The organism is Pseudomonas sp. Bc-h (assembly GCF_002080045.1).
Lineage (GTDB): Bacteria > Pseudomonadota > Gammaproteobacteria > Pseudomonadales > Pseudomonadaceae > Aquipseudomonas.
The window spans coordinates 7,501-23,089 of record NZ_MUIN01000003.1 but is presented as its reverse complement, the minus strand read 5'-3'; the positions used below and the strand labels follow the sequence as shown (position 1 = coordinate 23,089).

The following is a 15,589-nucleotide window of genomic DNA, read 5'->3' as shown; positions in this document are numbered from 1 at the left end:
TGTGTAACAGACTTCAGTCCGGCCCCGGCGTTCACCTCGATTATTCTGGCTGGCTTTCGCTGGACAAGGCTCCGGTGTCAGTACTTTCAAGAACGGCATAGGCGCTGCTGCAAAACAGTGAATTCAGGCGTTTCATGTCGGCGATCAGTTCAAGGTGCAACGAACTGGTTTCCAGACTTTGCACGATTTTACGTTGCAGTCTGCTGACATGGGCATGGGCCAGACGCCGTTCCTGTGCCCGGAAACGACGTTTCTCACGCAGCAACTGGCGCGCGCTCTCCGGGTCGCCGCTCAAAAACACCGACAGACCCAAACGCAGGTTGGCCATCAATTGCTCGTGCAGACCCGAGAGCTCTTCCAGGCCCACGTCAGAAAACGAACGGCGCTGCGAAGTCTTCTGCTGCTGGACCTTACGCAGCATACGCTCGATAAGCCCGCTGGCCAGTTCGAGATTGATCGACAGCTCGATGATTTCAGCCCAACGGCGATTGTCCTGATCGCTCAAGTCTTCCCTGGGCATTTGCGCCAGATACAGCTTGATTGCGTTGTACAGGACTTCGATGTCGTCGTTGAGGCGACGGACTTCCTGGGTCACGGCGGTCTGGTTGCCACGCAGCACTTCCTGCATCGCGTTGAGCATGCTGTCGATCAGGTCGCCCATGCGCAGGGTTTCGCGCACGGCGTTGGCCAGCGCCAGGCTCGGTGTCGCCAGTGCCGCCAGATCGAGGTGGCGAGGTTTGACCGAGCCGTTGACCTCAGCTTGTTGCGGCAGAATCGAAGCGCACAGCCTGCCCATTGGTCCGACTGTCGGTAGCATGATCAAGCAACGCAACGAGTTGTAGATCACGTGGAAGCTGATCACCAGACTCGACGGGCTGACGTTCAGCGTGTCCATCCAGTTAACCAGCGGCGTCAGCACCGGGATGATCAACAGCAGGCCGATCAGTTTGTACAGCAGGCTGCCCAGCGCGACCTGGCGCCCGGCGACGTTCTGCATGCTGGTGCTGAGGAACGCCAGCAGACCGCTGCCGATGTTGGCGCCGATCACCAGACCGATCGCCACTGGCAAGCTGATGATCTCTGCACCCGCCAGAGTTGCGGTCAGCAGCACTGCCGCCAGGCTGGAATAGGAAATCAGCGCGAACATCGCACCGACCAGCGCGTCGAGCAGAAGATCGCCAGTCAGGGACGCGAACAACACCTTCACGCCGGCAGCCTGAGTGATAGGCGCGGCAGCGGTAACGATCAGTTGTAGCGCCAGAATGATCAGACCTAGCCCGATACCGACTCGGCCGAGCTGGCCAACGCGAGTCTGTTTGCGCGACAGGAAGAAGATCACCCCGAGAAAAATCAGCAGCGGAGAGAGCCACGATAAGTCGAACGTCAGGATCCGTGACATCATGGCCGTACCGACATCGGCACCCAGCATGATCGCCAAGGCTGGCGTCAGGCCCATCAGGCCCTGGCCGACGAACGACGTCACCAGCATCGCGGTGGCGTTACTGCTCTGCACCAGCGCGGTCACAAGGATGCCGGCGACGAAGGCCAGCGGACGTTTGGACATGTTCTGGCTGAGGACACGGCGCAGCTGCGAGCCGTAGACGCGCAGAATACCGGTCCGAACGATGTGCGTGCCCCAGATCAACAGCGCGACGGCAGAAAGCAAATCGAGCAGGGTCAGCATACGGAAAGCCCCCTGTTAAGTGCCCAATGGGCAAGAAATGAAAGTACAGCGTGTAGCGAGCGAAAGCGCTTGGGCCTTGTCCTGATCAGCATGCTCAACTAAAGCTTTAGTCGGCCTGAGGCCTTATTGCCAGCATGGCACAGCGGATTCTTTGTTGAAACAAATCTGTAACAAATCAGTCGTTTGACCTTTTCCCGGCCAAAAAAACGGGGCGCTGAACGACGCCCCGTTTTCTGTCTCATCTACAACGCATCGGATGTTATTGACCCGGAACGTCCTTGCGAAGTTTCACGGGGTCCTTCATGGCCTTCTTTTTCGCCATCGCGGTGCGCATTTTGATGTTGATAGCTTCGACCGCCAGCGAGAACGCCATGGCGAAGTAGACGTAGCCCTTAGGCACATGCACGTCGAAGGATTCGGCAATCAGCACGGTACCGACGACGATCAGGAACGACAGCGCCAGCATTTTCAGCGAGGGGTGCTTGTCGATGAACTCGCTGATGACGCCCGAGCACAGCATCATGATCAGCACGGCGACGATGATCGCAGCCACCATCACCGGCACGTGGGAGACCATGCCGACCGCAGTGATGACCGAGTCCAGCGAGAACACGATGTCGATGATCGCGATCTGGATGATGGTGTATATGAACAGCCCGCCCTTGCCTTTAGGCTCATCAAGCTGCTCTTCCTCGCCTTCCATGCCGTGGTAGATCTCCTGGGAGCTTTTCCACAACAGGAACAAACCACCGAAGAACAGGATCAGGTCGCGGCCGGAAATGCCCTCCCCCATGACCACGAACAGGTCGTCGGTCAGGCGCATGACCCAGGTAATCGACAGCAACAGCAGAATGCGCGTGACCATCGCCAGCGCCAGACCGAAGATCCGTGTGCGCGGCTGCATGGCTTTGGGCATGCGGCTGACCAGGATCGAGATCATGATGATGTTGTCGATACCCAGCACGATCTCCAGGGCAGTCAGGGTTAAGAAAGCAACCCAGATCTCAGGGTTGGTCAGCCATTCCATTACATTTTCCTTTGAGCTTGTCTGATCCTCGCTGCCGGTTGTCCGCCAGCGAGGGAGTTCGTTTGCCTTATAGACTGCTGAAGGCGGGGAAGATCCCCATCAGCAGCGCGGCGATCATTATGCACACGCACACCAGCACGGCCCATTTCAGGGTGAAGCGCTGGTGATCGCCGAATTCGATACCGGCCAGGGCCACCAACAGGTAGGTCGACGGGACCAGCGGGCTCAGCAGGTGGACGGGCTGACCGACGATCGAGGCACGTGCCATTTCCACCGGACTGATGCCGTAGTGCGCGGCGGCTTCGGCTAGTACCGGCAGCACGCCATAGTAGAACGCATCGTTGGACATGAAAAAGGTGAAGGGCATGCTGACGACCGCCGTGATGACCGCCAGATAAGGCCCCATCGCTTCTGGGATCACTGCCAGCAGGCTTTTCGACATCGCATCGACCATCCCGGTGCCTGACAGGATACCGGTGAAAATACCGGCCGCGAAGATCAGCCCGACCACTGCCAGCACGCTACCGGCGTGGGCCGCGACGCGATCCTTCTGCGCTTGCAGGCACGGATAGTTGACGATCATCGCGATACTGAACGCGATCATGAACAATACCGGCAGCGGCAGCAGGCCCATGATGAGGGCAACCATCAGCGCCAGAGTGAGCGCGCCGTTGAACCAGATCAGCTTTGGACGGCGGGCATCCGGGAACTGCGAAACGCTGATTTCGCTGTGATCGACTTCATCGCCCGGCAGATGCAGCTCGCCGAGACGCGCACGTTCGCGTTTGCCGTAGCAGTAAGCGATCACCAGAATCGCGATCACGCCTGCCAGCATCGCTGGAATCATCGGTACGAAGATGTCCGACGGGTCTACATGCAGCGCGCTGGCCGCACGTGCGGTCGGGCCACCCCATGGCGTCATGTTCATCACGCCGCCGGCCAGGATAATCAGCCCAGCCATGATGCGCGGGCTCATGCCCAGACGGCTGTACAGCGGCAGCATCGCAGCCACGCAGATCATGTAAGTGGTGGCGCCGTCGCCGTCCAGCGAGACAACCAGTGCCAGCACGGCAGTGCCGACGGACACTTTTACCGGATCGCCTTTGACCAGCTTGAGAATCTTGCGCACGGCCGGGTCGAACAGGCCGGAGTCGATCATCAGGGCGAAATAGAGGATGGCGAACATCAGCATCACGCCGGTGGGCGCCAGCTTGGTGATGCCCGCGAGCATCATGGGGCCGATGTCCGAGGCGAAGCCGCCGAACAGGGCGAACACGATAGGCACGATGATCAGGGCAATCAGCGCTGACAGGCGCTTGCTCATGATCAGGTACATGAAGGCGACGACCATGGCAAAGCCGAGGAAGGTCAACATAGAAATACTCCAGGCGTTACGCGACGTGAAAACGGACGAGACGACGCAATCAGCTCAGTACGAGCGGCGCATGGAGTCGGGGGCGAATGAGGGGTACAGCGGAGCAAGAGCGAGCATCAGAATCACCGAATTGTTGTTGTAGATGGGCCGGAGAACCTCAAAGAGTGTTCGTCCTGGCTGACCGGTCTGTCGCCGGCGGTGGGGGGATGCTAAATGGCTTAGCTTTCAGCCAGCTTTCGTTGACGTGACGTTGGTCGCTGTAGGAAAAATGAAGTTATTGGGCCAAGAGGCAGTCAGACCTTAAACATCATCGGGAGAATGACCATGAGTGACACGCATACCGGCGGATGCCATTGCGGCAATCTGCGCTATCAGCTCGATGCGCCACTGCGCGACATCGCCCATTGTCATTGTTCGATCTGTCGGCGTACCTCAGGCGGGATCGTAGTGACCTGGATCACGGTGCCGCTCGACGCTTTCAAATGGCTGGCTGGCAGCCCCGCAGCGTATGACTCAGGCCCGACCTGCGTGCGATTCTTCTGCAATAACTGCGGGGCGCAGGCTGCGCTGTTCAGTCGTAATAGCCCTGAGACCATGGACGTCACCATCGCCACCCTTGACCACCCTGAGCTCGCGCCTGCCGACAGGCATATCTGGACCGACAGCCGATTGCCCTGGCTGCATCTGGATGAGCATTTACCGGGGGAACCTGAAGAAGCCGTCTAGTCAGTGTGAAGCTCATGGCAGCTCCAACCCGCCAGCGGCCTTGTGCAATGCCCGCAGATGCTCACCCACCTGCTTGAGATTCTCGTCGGTCGCGGCGATTTCCTCGGCGCGGTCAGGTTCCAGCAGCGCCCTCACCTCTTTGTCCAGATCGCCGGTAAGCCGTTGCAGCTGCTTCTGTCGCTGGCTGCTTTCTTGTTCCAGACGCGTCCACTCGCCTTCCTGAGGCAAGCCATAGCCGCCGCTACCGAGCAATTCTGCGGGGCGACTGAGGAAGCCGCTGTTGGCCAGAATATCCTGCAGCGTCCCGGTGGCCTTGGACACGCCGTTGTCCTTCTTCTCCACCGCGCTGAGATAACGCTGCTTGACCTCGTCCTGCGCCAGCAACAGCTGCCGGCGCTGCGCCGCCTGTTCCAGAAGCAACATTGCGGCGCTGGTGCGCAAATCCGCCTGAGCGAAATAGGGGCGTCGCTCTTTGGCGGGCAGTGAAAGCCAGTCTTCGACAGTGGTTTGTTTCACGGTCGTGGTTTTGCGCAAGACGTCGAACATCGCCTGATAGCGATCACGGTAGGAGTCGAATCGGTAACCCAGGCGCAGCGCCTTCTTTGGATCGTCCAGCACGCTGGTGTCCGCCAGCCCTCTGCCCTTGAGCACTTCGAGCAAACCGTTGGGCATGATGCTGTCCAGGCCGATAAGGCGCGGGTCGTTGGTGCCGCTGCGCAACAGCTTGAGGTTCTCCACCGCGCAGTTATTGGACAGGAACCAGTAATTGCCGTCGTACGCCCAATGCATCTCCGCCGAATGCTGAACCAGACCTTCGATTTCTTCGCGAGACAGCTTCAGCGGCACCGACGCCAGGCTGCGCAGTTCGGTTTTGGTGTACTCATCGATCACCTGCCCCAACGGCAGGACGAACAGGCGCGACGGATAGGCGCCCGTCAGCCCGCTCCAACTGGACAGTTGCAGGTCGTTGACGAAGGCCCTGTAAGACAGCACCAGATGCTGATCCAGATCCAGGCGGCAATCCGGACCGCGTGGTCGTCCCGGTTTGCAGATCACCAGACGCAGCATGCTGTGGCCCCAGCGGCTCACCAGATTCTGGTTGGCTTCGGCCAGCAGATAATCGACTTCATACACACGCTCTGGGTCCAGCTTGCCCAGCGGCTCGCGGGCGAAGTCATTACCGGCATTGAGGTAAGGAAAGGAAGTCGGGCAGTCGTTCTTGGCGGCAGGCGCCCAGTTGAACAGCTTTTTGTAGTAGTCGTAGAGCGCGGGCCGACGGCACGCGTAGGCCGGATCGAGGAGAAAGTACTCCATGTTGACCGCGACGAATTCCAGCGGGCTGCTGATTTCGTAGATATCCGGGCTGCGGGCGACCTGGCCGTTGCGTTCCTCGCGCTCCCCTCGCCGCCCGACGTATTGAGGCCAGCCAGCGAGGTCCAGCAGGCGCGGATCGTCGCTCAGAGTAAAGCGTCGTTCGGTCTGGCCGCGGCAGCTGTCACGCAGCCCGATCTTGCCCATGCTGTTGCCCTGGCGCGCGCAGGCGATGATCAGCTTGCGGTCTTCGGGGGACCAGAGCTGAGCATGATCATAAATATGCGTGAGTTCATGCAGGACTGTTGCGAGCATCTCTTCGCGCACAGTGCCGTGGGGGCGATTGGTTTTGGTGGTGGCAGCGCTGCCGTCGGTCAGGCCCGCGAGCAGGCGCTGGTTCAGATCAAGGCGATAAGGGCCGTCCGCGCGCCCGTAGGCGTTGGACGGCATGTCGTCGGTCCAGCGGACTTCGACTTTACGATCCAGCTTGCTGATGAACATCGGCGGCAAGTGCGCCATGGCTTCGTCGAGCAGCGTCTGGCTGGCTTTCTGTTGTGCAGGATCAAGCCCGTCGGTGTACAGCGACAGGCCAAGATCAGCGAAGGCGCTCGTGCAGATCAGCGAGAGCGCCGACGCCAGCAGCCAGACGGCCAGGCGCCTCACAGTGCGAGGATGGCTTCGGCGAGGTCCTGATCACTGGCGTTGCGGGCTTCCGGCAGACGTTCGCGCAGGGTGGCGAATGCAGCGTCCAGCTGGGCTCCGTGAATCGCGCCATTGGTGGCGACGTAGCTGGCGGCATCGTCCTGAGCTTCCACGACCATTTTCCAGTTGCGGACCGAAGACGTGGTGTCGGAGGTGAAATCGACGCTGCGACCCAGCGCGCGAACGACAATGTTACTGGTGGCTTTGAGGGTTTGCGCGTGCGCGACATCGGTCAGCAACAGCAGGCCGAGGGCAGCAGCGATCAACGGGGTACGCATGTAACGGCTCCAGAATACAGAAGATGCAGAAAGTGATTATTGGACGAGGATTGCCTGCGCCAGTTCAAGGTCGCTGGCATGAAGTTTTGGCTGGGTCTGGCGCAGATACATCAGCGCGGACTCAAGTCGTGCTCCTCGCAGTTGGCCATCACTGGCTATGAACGCTGCAGCATCATCCTGGGCGGCAAGTATCAATTTGTTATCGAAAGGCCCGGTCGTCACCTGGGTGGTGGCATACCCGCTTTTGATCAGGCTTTGTGTGGTTGTGTCGAACGCTTGAGCCTGAGTGACGCATATCAGGCTGGCAGTCGCTGCAATCAACAGGCGAGTCAATGAATGCATGAGTCTTCGGTATCGGCAAAACGAGTCGCAAGGCTAGCGCAACGCCCCGGCCAGAGCTAGTCCAGAGGCCGGAGCATCGGTTGCGAAACCTGTCGCGATGCTGAATCAGATCGCAAGAATCGCCTGTGCCAGTTGTTCATCCGAAGCTTGAAGGGTGGGTGCGACCTCACGAATGTGGCGCATGGCGCCTTCCAGCTTGGCGCCGCGAATGTCGCCCTGGGAAGCTACGAAGCTGGCTGCGTCGTCGCGTGCGGCCAGAACGATCTTGTCGTCATGGAAGGAGGAGGAAATTTTCGACGTGGCGTTGGACGAAGCGTCCAGAGCGCGAACGGTGGTGTCGGTGGTCACTACGAAGCTGGAAGCCTGAGCTCCCGCTGCAACGGTCAAAAGAACAGCTGCACTCAACAGGCGAAGGCGAGACATGTTTGAACTCCACGAGGAACAAAGGGAAACCACACGCGCAAATCTGGCGATGAGCAGAGCTGTCTCGCTGGCGTAGGGGTAAGAGGTGCCGTAAGACTAGCGTAACAGGCAGCTTGAGCACTATCCCGGCCAAATGCCAGTGCCGTTTTTTTCCCTTGCTACCCCCTCGCTGGAGTGGCTACAGCTAGCGTGGAATCTGTACTGTAACGGTGGTTTTATGGTTTTTATTAACTGTACCTATTGCGGTTATAGATACGTTTCATTTGCAAAGCTCTAAAATGACAAAACCCGTCGCAGTTACCTGCGACGGGTTTTGTTTGAACAATTCGGGTTGCTGGTGAGAGGCTCTCGGCCTGGGACCAGCAGACGCTAACTTAGCGCCAGAACGGCTTGCTCAGCTCTTCGTAACGCTGGGATTCGCTGATACCGGCGTCAGCCAGCAGACGAGCATCCAGTCGGGCCAGCTGGTGGCGGCTGGACAGACGACGCTGCCAGAGCATCAGGTTGGCGAACATACGCAGCGGCAACGAGGCTTTAGCGGATTGAGCGGTTTCTTCGTAGAACAGTTCGGAACTGACGGTGCGTTCCATGGTGCTTCTTCCTTCCGCTTGTGGCGGGATTAGATAGTGACTTGATTGGTGCCAATCTTCCTCTCGTTGCCCTGCTCTCTCCAGACACAGTTCACTTGTATTGTGATGCTCCAGTTAACTGTGAGAGGTCACTGTTTTGTTCGGAAATGGGGCAACTGTATCGGTCGGCACAAAATTGGTGCGTTTTGTGCGCTGGAATAGTGAAAGGCGAGTTTTGAGGGCTCAAAACAACCGGTACAGCAGTACAGTTTTTGCCGGAACAGCGTTCAGTCATTCGAAAGTGGCGACGAAAGGTCGTCGCCAATTCCAAACTGTTTTCTCACACGGCCAGCATGCGGCCGGTTTCTTCCAGGTTCAGGTGCCAACTGAGTGCATCGCGCAGTACGTGCGGGGTATGTCCTCCAATCGCACAGGCCCTGCGGAAGTAATCGTTGAGTGCTTCGCGGTACGCGGGATGCACACAGTTGTCGATGATTACGCGAGCGCGCTCACGAGGCGCCAGGCCGCGCAGGTCGGCCAGTCCGATCTCGGTCACGAGAATATCTACGTCGTGTTCGGTATGGTCTACGTGGCTCACCATCGGTACAACGCTGGAAATGGCGCCGCCCTTGGCGATGGACTTGGTGACGAAGATCGCCAGGTGGGCGTTGCGGGCGAAGTCCCCCGAGCCGCCGATGCCATTCATCATGCGCGTGCCGCCGACATGGGTGGAGTTGACGTTGCCGTACAGGTCGAACTCCAGCGCGGTGTTGATGCCGATGATGCCAAGACGGCGCACGACCTCCGGATGGTTGGAGATTTCCTGAGGGCGCAGTAACAGTTTTGGTTTGTACTGCTCAAGGTTGTTGAAGACCGCGTCGTGCTTGCGTTCAGACAGGGTCATCGAACATCCCGAGGCGAAGTCCAGCTTGCCGGCTTCGAACAGGTCGAAGGTTGAGTCCTGCAGCACTTCGGAATACATCGCCATGCCGTGGAATGGCGAGTCGATCAGGCCAGTCATCACCGCGTTGGCGATAGTGCCGACACCAGCCTGCAGCGGCATCAGCTGATTGGTCAGGCGATTCTGGCGCACCTCGTTCTTGAAGAATTCAACCAGATGGCCCGCGATGGCCTGGGTATCGCTGTCGGCGGGCAGTACAGTTGAAGGTGAGTCGGTCTGGTCGCTGATCACGATGCCGACGATCTTTGCCGGATCGATCTTTACCGCCTGGCTGCCGATGCGGCTGTCCGCCTTGAGCACAGGGATCGGCAGGCGTGTCGGACGGTAGGTTGGTATATAGATGTCGTGCAGGCCTTCGAGCTCCAGTGGCTGCGAGAGGTTGATCTCGACGATCACCTGTTCCGCGAGGATTGCGAAGCTCGCAGAATTGCCTACAGAAGTGCTCAAGACCAGATGGCCTTCTTCAGTGATCGCCACGCATTCGATGACAGCGATGTCCACTGGCTTGATCTGGCGGTTGCGCAGTTGCTCAACGGTATCGGACAAATGCTGGTCGATGAACATCACTGAGCCGTCGTTGATTGCCTTGCGCAGTGTGCTGTCGACTTGGAAGGGCATGCGCCGGGAAAGTACCCCGGCTTCGGTGAGTTGCTTGTCCAGATCGTTGCCCAGGCTGGCGCCGGTCATCAGGCTGATCTTCAGCGGCGAAGCCTTGGCGCGTTCAGCCAGCGCTTTCGGTACGGCTTTGGCTTCGCCTGCGCGTGTGAAGCCACTCATGCCGACGGTCATGCCGTCCTTGATCAGGGAAGCGGCATCGGCCGCGCTCATTACCTTGCTCATTAAAGAAGGCAGGCGGATACGTTCACGGTGCATGGATTTTTTATCTCGAGACGAGGATGCGAGCGGCCAAGTCTAGAGATTTGAGTTTTTTTCGTCCCACGACCAAGGTCGCAATTGAGGGCTCTAATTAGCGGCTTTCAGAACAAAACACTGTTACACAGGATGTAAAAAACCCTCGGCCGATGCACGCGCCGAGGGTTCGTTTTTGTTGCGATATAGGGCGTTTAATCGACAGCCTTGACCATGTCTTCGATGACTTTCTTCGCGTCACCGAAAACCATCATGGTCTTGTCCAGGTAGAACAGTTCGTTGTCCAGACCGGCATAGCCGCTGGCCATCGAGCGCTTGTTGACGATAATGGTCTTGGCCTTGAAGGCTTCCAGAATCGGCATGCCGGCGATAGGCGACTTCGGATCGTTCTTCGCCGCAGGGTTGACCACGTCGTTGGCGCCGAGCACCAGCACCACGTCGGCCTGACCGAACTCGGAGTTGATGTCCTCCATCTCGAACACCTGATCGTAAGGCACTTCGGCCTCGGCCAGCAGGACGTTCATGTGGCCAGGCATACGACCGGCCACCGGATGGATCGCATACTTCACGGTCACGCCCCGATGAGTCAGCTTCTCGGTCAGCTCTTTAAGCGCGTGTTGCGCGCGTGCCACCGCCAGCCCGTAGCCCGGCACGATGATCACGGTGTCGGCATTGGTCAGCAGGAACGTTGCGTCGTCAGCCGAACCGGATTTCACCGGGCGGGCTTCCTTGCTGCCTGCTGCTGCGCCCGCATCTGCCGCGCCACCGAAACCACCCCCGATCACGTTGAAGAACGAGCGGTTCATGGCCTTGCACATGATGTACGACAGGATCGCACCCGACGAACCCACCAGGGAGCCTGCGATGATCAGCATCGAGTTGTTCAGCGAGAATCCGATACCTGCCGCCGCCCAGCCCGAGTAGCTGTTGAGCATCGACACGACCACCGGCATGTCCGCGCCGCCAATCGGGATGATCAGCAGCACACCGATCACGAACGCCAGGATCAGCATCACGCTGAAGGCGAATAGGCTGCCGGTGAACATGAACATCAGTCCGAAGAACAGCGTGGCCAGCCCCAAGATCAGGTTCAGCTTGTGCTGACCGGGGAACTGTACCGGTGCGCCCTGAAACAGGCGGAACTTGTACTTGCCCGACAACTTGCCGAAGGCGATGACCGAACCGGAGAAGGTGATTGCACCAATCGCCGCGCCAAGGAACAGCTCCAGACGGTTGCCAGTCGGGATCGAGTCGCCCAGATGCGCGACGATGCCCAGCGACTGAGGTTCGACTACAGCCGCGATGGCAATGAACACAGCCGCCAGACCGATCATGCTGTGCATGAAGGCGACCAGCTCTGGCATCTTGGTCATTTCAACGCGCTTGGCCATGATCGAGCCGGCAGTGCCGCCGACCAAAAGGCCTACGATGATGTAGCCGATGCCGGCGCTGGCGCCGTCGGTGGACAGCGCAGCCAGCTTGAACACCAGGCCAATCGTGGTCAGCACCGCCAGGCCCATGCCGAGCATGCCGAACAGGTTGCCGCGACGGGAGGTGGTCGGGTGCGATAGGCCTTTGAGGGCCTGGATGAAACAGATGGCTGAAACGAGGTACAGCAGGGTGACGAGGTTCATGCTCATTACTTCGGCACCTCAGTTTTGGCTGGGCTCTTATTAGGAGCAGCCTTTTTCTTGAACATTTCCAGCATGCGGCGGGTAACCAGAAAACCACCAAATACGTTAACCGCCGCGAGTGCGACGGCGAGGGTGCCCATGGTCTTGCCCAGTGGAGTGACGGTCAGTGCAGCTGCCAGCATGGCGCCGACGATGACGATCGCCGAGATGGCGTTGGTCACGGCCATCAACGGGGTGTGCAGCGCAGGGGTGACGTTCCAGACCACGTGGTAGCCGACGTAGATGGCCAGCACGAAAATGATCAGGTTATAAATGCCGTGGGAGATCAGCATGTCTTCCATTGTTTTTATCCTCAGCCGTTCTTGCGGACGATCTGGCCGTCGCGGCACATCAGGCACGCGGCGACGATGTCGTCTTCGAGGTTGATCTCGAACTGACCTTCCTTGGTTAAGACCAGCTTCAGGAAGTCCAGCAGGTTGCGTGCATAAAGAGCAGAAGCATCGGCAGCGACCAATGCGGGCAGATTGGTGTGGCCGACGATGGTCACGCCATGCTCGATCACTACTTGATCAGCCACGGTCAGCGGGCAGTTGCCGCCCTGGGCCGCGGCCAGGTCGATGACCACCGAGCCGGGCTTCATCTGCGACACGGTTTCGGCACTCAGCAGCACCGGCGCCTTGCGGCCCGGAATCAGCGCGGTAGTGATCACGATATCCGCCTGTTTGGCGCGTTCGTGAACGGCCACAGCCTGACGCTGCATCCAGCTGGCCGGCATTGGTCGCGCATAGCCGCCCACGCCTACCGCCGCTTCGCGCTCCTCGTCAGTCTCGTAAGGCACGTCGACGAACTTGGCGCCCAGCGACTCGATCTGTTCCTTCACCGCAGGGCGAACGTCGGAAGCCTCGATCACTGCGCCAAGGCGTTTGGCGGTGGCGATAGCTTGCAGGCCGGCAACGCCTGCACCGAGGATCAATACGCGGGCAGCTTTCACCGTACCGGCAGCGGTCATCAGCATCGGCATGAAGCGCGGATAGTGATGCGCCGCCAACAGCACCGACTTGTAGCCGGCAATGTTGGCTTGCGAGGACAGAACATCGAGACTCTGCGCACGGGAAGTCCGTGGTGCGGCTTCGAGGGCGAAAGCGGTAATTCCGCACTCGGCCATCTTGGCAATGATCTCGTTGTTGAAGGGGTTAAGCATGCCGATGACGACAGTACCGGCCTTGATCAAAGCCAGTTCACTGTCGCTGGGCGCGACGACCTTGAGGATCAGCTCGGCGCCGAAGGCATCGGCAGCGCTGCCGATTGAAGCACCTGCCGCTTCATAGGCACTGTCCGTGACACTGGCGGTAATGCCGGCGCCAGACTGGACGGTGACCTTATGACCCTGGCCAATGAGCTTCTTGATGGTTTCCGGAGTTGCAGCAACCCGAGTTTCACCGGACTGGGTTTCTAGAGGGACACCAATGTGCACGTCAAATCTCCTGCGTGATCTTTTTATCTTTTGAAAATAGGCCAGCGCACTGCGGATGGCGCGTCTGGGGTAGCGATCACCACGTCCCCGCAAGACAAGGCGGGGCGCGGCATTTTGCAGGTGTAATAGGGGGCCTTCAAGGAATTCTGTAACGCGACGTGTCTTTAACTACAAGTCACCCTGTGACCGTTTGACGCAATGAATCGCTGAAAGCCATACAGATAAAGGGCTGTAGCGCGATATGAGGTGTTGGAAGTTTTTTTTCTATCTATCAGCAGAATGGTGGCAAATTACCCTGAAAGGCCCGTCATATAACGCTTGCAGCCTGTTTTTGATAAAGAACAGAAGTGTTTCTTAAATGCGACAAAAGCGGATATCTGTAGGTCTGTGCAGAGGCTTACTACACAATTCGAATTTGCCACCTTCTGCGGCGGAATCAAGGCAGGGCATAGCTCTCAGCCTGGCGGACGAGCCAGTCGCGGAATGCCTTCAAGGAGGCCGATTCCACTTTGCGTTCCGGAATCATCAGGTAATAGGCCTTCACGCTCGATAACGCATGCGAATTGGCCACCACAAGGCGCTTTTCGGCCAGCTCCCGCTGAATCAGAAACGGTGGAATGAGCGCAACGCCCATGTCGTGCATGGCCGCCTGAGCGAGCATGGAGAATAGCTCGTATCTTGGACCTGTCATGTCCCGGGCCACATTCATGTCCATCCCGTTGAACCACTGACGCCAGGCATAAGGTCGCGTGGTCTGCTGCAGCAATGGCAACTCGGACAGTTCGCGGGCACTGAGATGGGTTTTGTCGCCCAGCATAGCGGGACTACAGACTGGCATCGGATTCTCGCTCATGAGCCGATGAGATTCCGTACCGGACCAGTCGGCATCGCCAAAGTAGATCGCGGCGTCGAAGTCGGTATCGGCAAACAGAAAAGGCCGGGTGCGATTGGTCAGGTTGATGGTCACATCAGGGTGTTGATGCTGAAAGTCCTTCAGTCGTGGCAGTAACCATTGGGTTCCGAAGGTAGGCACAACCGCAAGTTCGATGACATTGGCACCTTGATGGCCCATCACTGACAGCGTGTCACGCTCCACTGCATCGAGCTGCGTCGCGACACGCCGGCTGTAGGAAAGTCCCGCTTCTGTCAGCTTTACGCCTCTACGGGAGCGTCGGAACAGTTCCACATTCAGGAACTCTTCCAGGCTGCCTATTTGTCGGCAAATTGCGCTTTGGGTGAGCGAAAGCTCTTCGGCAGCCTTTGTGAAACTCTCGTGACGAGCGGCTGCTTCGAAACTGACCAGTGCTGCAGTGCTGGGAATTTTGCGGCGCATGTACGTGAACCTCACTCGTCGAAAAGAATTCCACCGTATTTAGCAGTTTCGAAGTGAGAAATTATCACAACGCTATGCGAAATCCTCGTTTGCTGTAGTGCCGAACCGGGCCTAGGATCAACCCACGAGTTTTCCCGGCATTGTTCGGGAACGTCATTTTGCGAGGAGATGGTCATGGGTGGTAAGGCAAGCTTCAACTGGATCGACCCGCTGTTGCTGGACCAGCAGCTCACCGAAGAAGAGCGCATGGTTCGTGACAGCGCAGAACAGTTCGCTCAGGACAAACTCGCTCCTCGCGTCCTTGAAGCTTTCCGTCATGAACAGACCGATCCTGCAATTTTCCGCGAAATGGGTGAAATTGGCCTGCTGGGGGCAACGATCCCCGAGCAATTCGGCGGCAGCGGTCTGAACTACGTGTGCTACGGCCTGATCGCCCGTGAAGTGGAGCGGATCGACTCAGGCTACCGCTCGATGATGAGCGTGCAGTCCTCCTTGGTGATGGTGCCGATCAACGAGTTCGGTACCGAAGCCCAGAAACAGAAATACCTGCCCAAGCTGGCGTCCGGAGAGTGGATTGGCTGTTTCGGCCTGACAGAGCCCAATCATGGGTCCGATCCGGGCGCGATGATCACCCGCGCTAAAAAGGTCGAAGGCGGCTATCGCCTGAGTGGCAGCAAGATGTGGATCACCAACAGCCCAATCGCTGACGTCTTTGTTGTGTGGGCGAAAGACGATGCTGGCGACATTCGCGGTTTCGTACTGGAGAAAGGCTGGCAGGGCCTCAGCGCTCCAGCGATTCACGGCAAGGTCGGCCTGCGTGCCTCCATCACCGGCGAGATCGTGATGGATAACGTGTTTGTGCCAGAAGAAAACATCTTCC

The 15,589-nt window shown here is 58.5% G+C and carries 15 protein-coding genes (1 of these 15 cut by a window edge); 2 read left to right on the top strand and 13 right to left on the bottom strand.

All coding sequences use genetic code 11. The features are described from left to right. Positions 1 to 40: 40 nt before the first annotated feature. The 3 genes from BWR59_RS04840 to BWR59_RS04830 form a co-directional block, all read right to left on the bottom strand. Complete coding sequence (locus tag BWR59_RS04840; protein WP_081564516.1) at positions 41 to 1,684, bottom strand: Na/Pi cotransporter family protein; 1,644 nt, start codon at positions 1,682 to 1,684, stop codon at positions 41 to 43. A gap of 259 nt (positions 1,685 to 1,943) precedes the next feature. After that, positions 1,944 to 2,711, bottom strand: coding sequence for a TerC family protein (locus tag BWR59_RS04835; RefSeq protein ID WP_081564515.1), 768 nt, complete (start codon positions 2,709 to 2,711; stop codon positions 1,944 to 1,946). A 67-nt stretch (positions 2,712 to 2,778) separates the two neighbouring features. Next, positions 2,779 to 4,086, bottom strand: a complete 1,308-nt coding sequence (locus tag BWR59_RS04830) for a CitMHS family transporter (protein WP_081564514.1) — start codon at positions 4,084 to 4,086, stop codon at positions 2,779 to 2,781. Positions 4,087 to 4,410: 324 nt separating this feature from the next. Here BWR59_RS04830 and BWR59_RS04825 point away from each other — a divergent pair, with 324 nt between their 5' ends. Next, positions 4,411 to 4,812 (top strand): GFA family protein, encoded by a 402-nt coding sequence (locus tag BWR59_RS04825; protein WP_081564513.1) that lies wholly within the window; start codon positions 4,411 to 4,413, stop codon positions 4,810 to 4,812. Between the two features lie 12 nt (positions 4,813 to 4,824). Here the strand turns inward: BWR59_RS04825 and BWR59_RS04820 are convergent, their stop codons facing one another. From BWR59_RS04820 to BWR59_RS04775, 10 genes are all read right to left on the bottom strand, one after another. Beyond that, entirely contained in the window at positions 4,825 to 6,786 is a 1,962-nt protein-coding gene (locus tag BWR59_RS04820; protein WP_081564512.1) for a DUF4105 domain-containing protein, read from the bottom strand. After that, positions 6,783 to 7,103 carry a DUF2388 domain-containing protein gene (locus BWR59_RS04815; RefSeq protein WP_062386499.1) on the bottom strand — a complete coding sequence of 107 codons (321 nt, stop codon included), beginning with the start codon at positions 7,101 to 7,103 and terminating at the stop codon, positions 6,783 to 6,785. Before BWR59_RS04815 ends, BWR59_RS04820 begins: the two co-directional genes overlap by 4 nt. A gap of 36 nt (positions 7,104 to 7,139) precedes the next feature. Then, positions 7,140 to 7,445 carry a DUF2388 domain-containing protein gene (locus BWR59_RS04810; protein WP_081564511.1) on the bottom strand — a complete coding sequence of 102 codons (306 nt, stop codon included), beginning with the start codon at positions 7,443 to 7,445 and terminating at the stop codon, positions 7,140 to 7,142. 105 nt (positions 7,446 to 7,550) lie between these two features. Further along, positions 7,551 to 7,868: a DUF2388 domain-containing protein gene (locus BWR59_RS04805; protein ID WP_081564510.1), complete on the bottom strand. Its 318-nt coding sequence runs from the start codon at positions 7,866 to 7,868 to the stop codon at positions 7,551 to 7,553. Between the two features lie 374 nt (positions 7,869 to 8,242). Further along, positions 8,243 to 8,458, bottom strand: coding sequence for a DUF1127 domain-containing protein (locus tag BWR59_RS04800; protein WP_062386508.1), 216 nt, complete (start codon positions 8,456 to 8,458; stop codon positions 8,243 to 8,245). A gap of 319 nt (positions 8,459 to 8,777) precedes the next feature. Then, positions 8,778 to 10,271 (bottom strand): acetyl-CoA hydrolase/transferase family protein, encoded by a 1,494-nt coding sequence (locus BWR59_RS04795; RefSeq protein WP_081564509.1) that lies wholly within the window; start codon positions 10,269 to 10,271, stop codon positions 8,778 to 8,780. Between the two features lie 191 nt (positions 10,272 to 10,462). Beyond that, positions 10,463 to 11,908: an NAD(P)(+) transhydrogenase (Re/Si-specific) subunit beta gene (locus BWR59_RS04790; RefSeq protein WP_081564508.1), complete on the bottom strand. Its 1,446-nt coding sequence runs from the start codon at positions 11,906 to 11,908 to the stop codon at positions 10,463 to 10,465. Continuing rightward, complete coding sequence (locus BWR59_RS04785; RefSeq protein WP_081564507.1) at positions 11,908 to 12,243, bottom strand: NAD(P) transhydrogenase subunit alpha; 336 nt, start codon at positions 12,241 to 12,243, stop codon at positions 11,908 to 11,910. The genes BWR59_RS04790 and BWR59_RS04785 overlap by 1 nt, the downstream gene beginning before the upstream one ends. Positions 12,244 to 12,254: 11 nt before the next feature. After that, positions 12,255 to 13,376 (bottom strand): Re/Si-specific NAD(P)(+) transhydrogenase subunit alpha, encoded by a 1,122-nt coding sequence (locus BWR59_RS04780; protein ID WP_081564506.1) that lies wholly within the window; start codon positions 13,374 to 13,376, stop codon positions 12,255 to 12,257. 436 nt (positions 13,377 to 13,812) lie between these two features. Then, positions 13,813 to 14,709 carry a LysR family transcriptional regulator gene (locus BWR59_RS04775; RefSeq protein ID WP_081564505.1) on the bottom strand — a complete coding sequence of 299 codons (897 nt, stop codon included), beginning with the start codon at positions 14,707 to 14,709 and terminating at the stop codon, positions 13,813 to 13,815. A 174-nt stretch (positions 14,710 to 14,883) separates the two neighbouring features. On the opposite strand from BWR59_RS04775, the gene BWR59_RS04770 reads away from it, so the two are divergent. Continuing rightward, a protein-coding gene (locus tag BWR59_RS04770) for an acyl-CoA dehydrogenase (RefSeq protein WP_081564504.1) crosses the window boundary here: on the top strand, positions 14,884 to 15,589 show its 5' portion. Its footprint extends 476 nt past the window's final position; the window shows 706 of its 1,182 coding nt (coding positions 1–706); it begins with the start codon at positions 14,884 to 14,886; its stop codon lies beyond the right edge, outside the window.

Coding starts and splice junctions, on each gene's coding strand:
- BWR59_RS04840 (WP_081564516.1), bottom strand. CDS start 1,684: ATGCTGACCCTGCTCGATTTGCTTTCTGCCGTCGCGCTGTTGATCTGG.
- BWR59_RS04835 (WP_081564515.1), bottom strand. CDS start 2,711: ATGGAATGGCTGACCAACCCTGAGATCTGGGTTGCTTTCTTAACCCTG.
- BWR59_RS04830 (WP_081564514.1), bottom strand. CDS start 4,086: ATGTTGACCTTCCTCGGCTTTGCCATGGTCGTCGCCTTCATGTACCTG.
- BWR59_RS04825 (WP_081564513.1), top strand. CDS start 4,411: ATGAGTGACACGCATACCGGCGGATGCCATTGCGGCAATCTGCGCTAT.
- BWR59_RS04815 (WP_062386499.1), bottom strand. CDS start 7,103: ATGCGTACCCCGTTGATCGCTGCTGCCCTCGGCCTGCTGTTGCTGACC.
- BWR59_RS04810 (WP_081564511.1), bottom strand. CDS start 7,445: ATGCATTCATTGACTCGCCTGTTGATTGCAGCGACTGCCAGCCTGATA.
- BWR59_RS04805 (WP_081564510.1), bottom strand. CDS start 7,868: ATGTCTCGCCTTCGCCTGTTGAGTGCAGCTGTTCTTTTGACCGTTGCA.
- BWR59_RS04800 (WP_062386508.1), bottom strand. CDS start 8,458: ATGGAACGCACCGTCAGTTCCGAACTGTTCTACGAAGAAACCGCTCAA.
- BWR59_RS04795 (WP_081564509.1), bottom strand. CDS start 10,271: ATGCACCGTGAACGTATCCGCCTGCCTTCTTTAATGAGCAAGGTAATG.
- BWR59_RS04790 (WP_081564508.1), bottom strand. CDS start 11,908: ATGAGCATGAACCTCGTCACCCTGCTGTACCTCGTTTCAGCCATCTGT.
- BWR59_RS04785 (WP_081564507.1), bottom strand. CDS start 12,243: ATGGAAGACATGCTGATCTCCCACGGCATTTATAACCTGATCATTTTC.
- BWR59_RS04775 (WP_081564505.1), bottom strand. CDS start 14,709: ATGCGCCGCAAAATTCCCAGCACTGCAGCACTGGTCAGTTTCGAAGCA.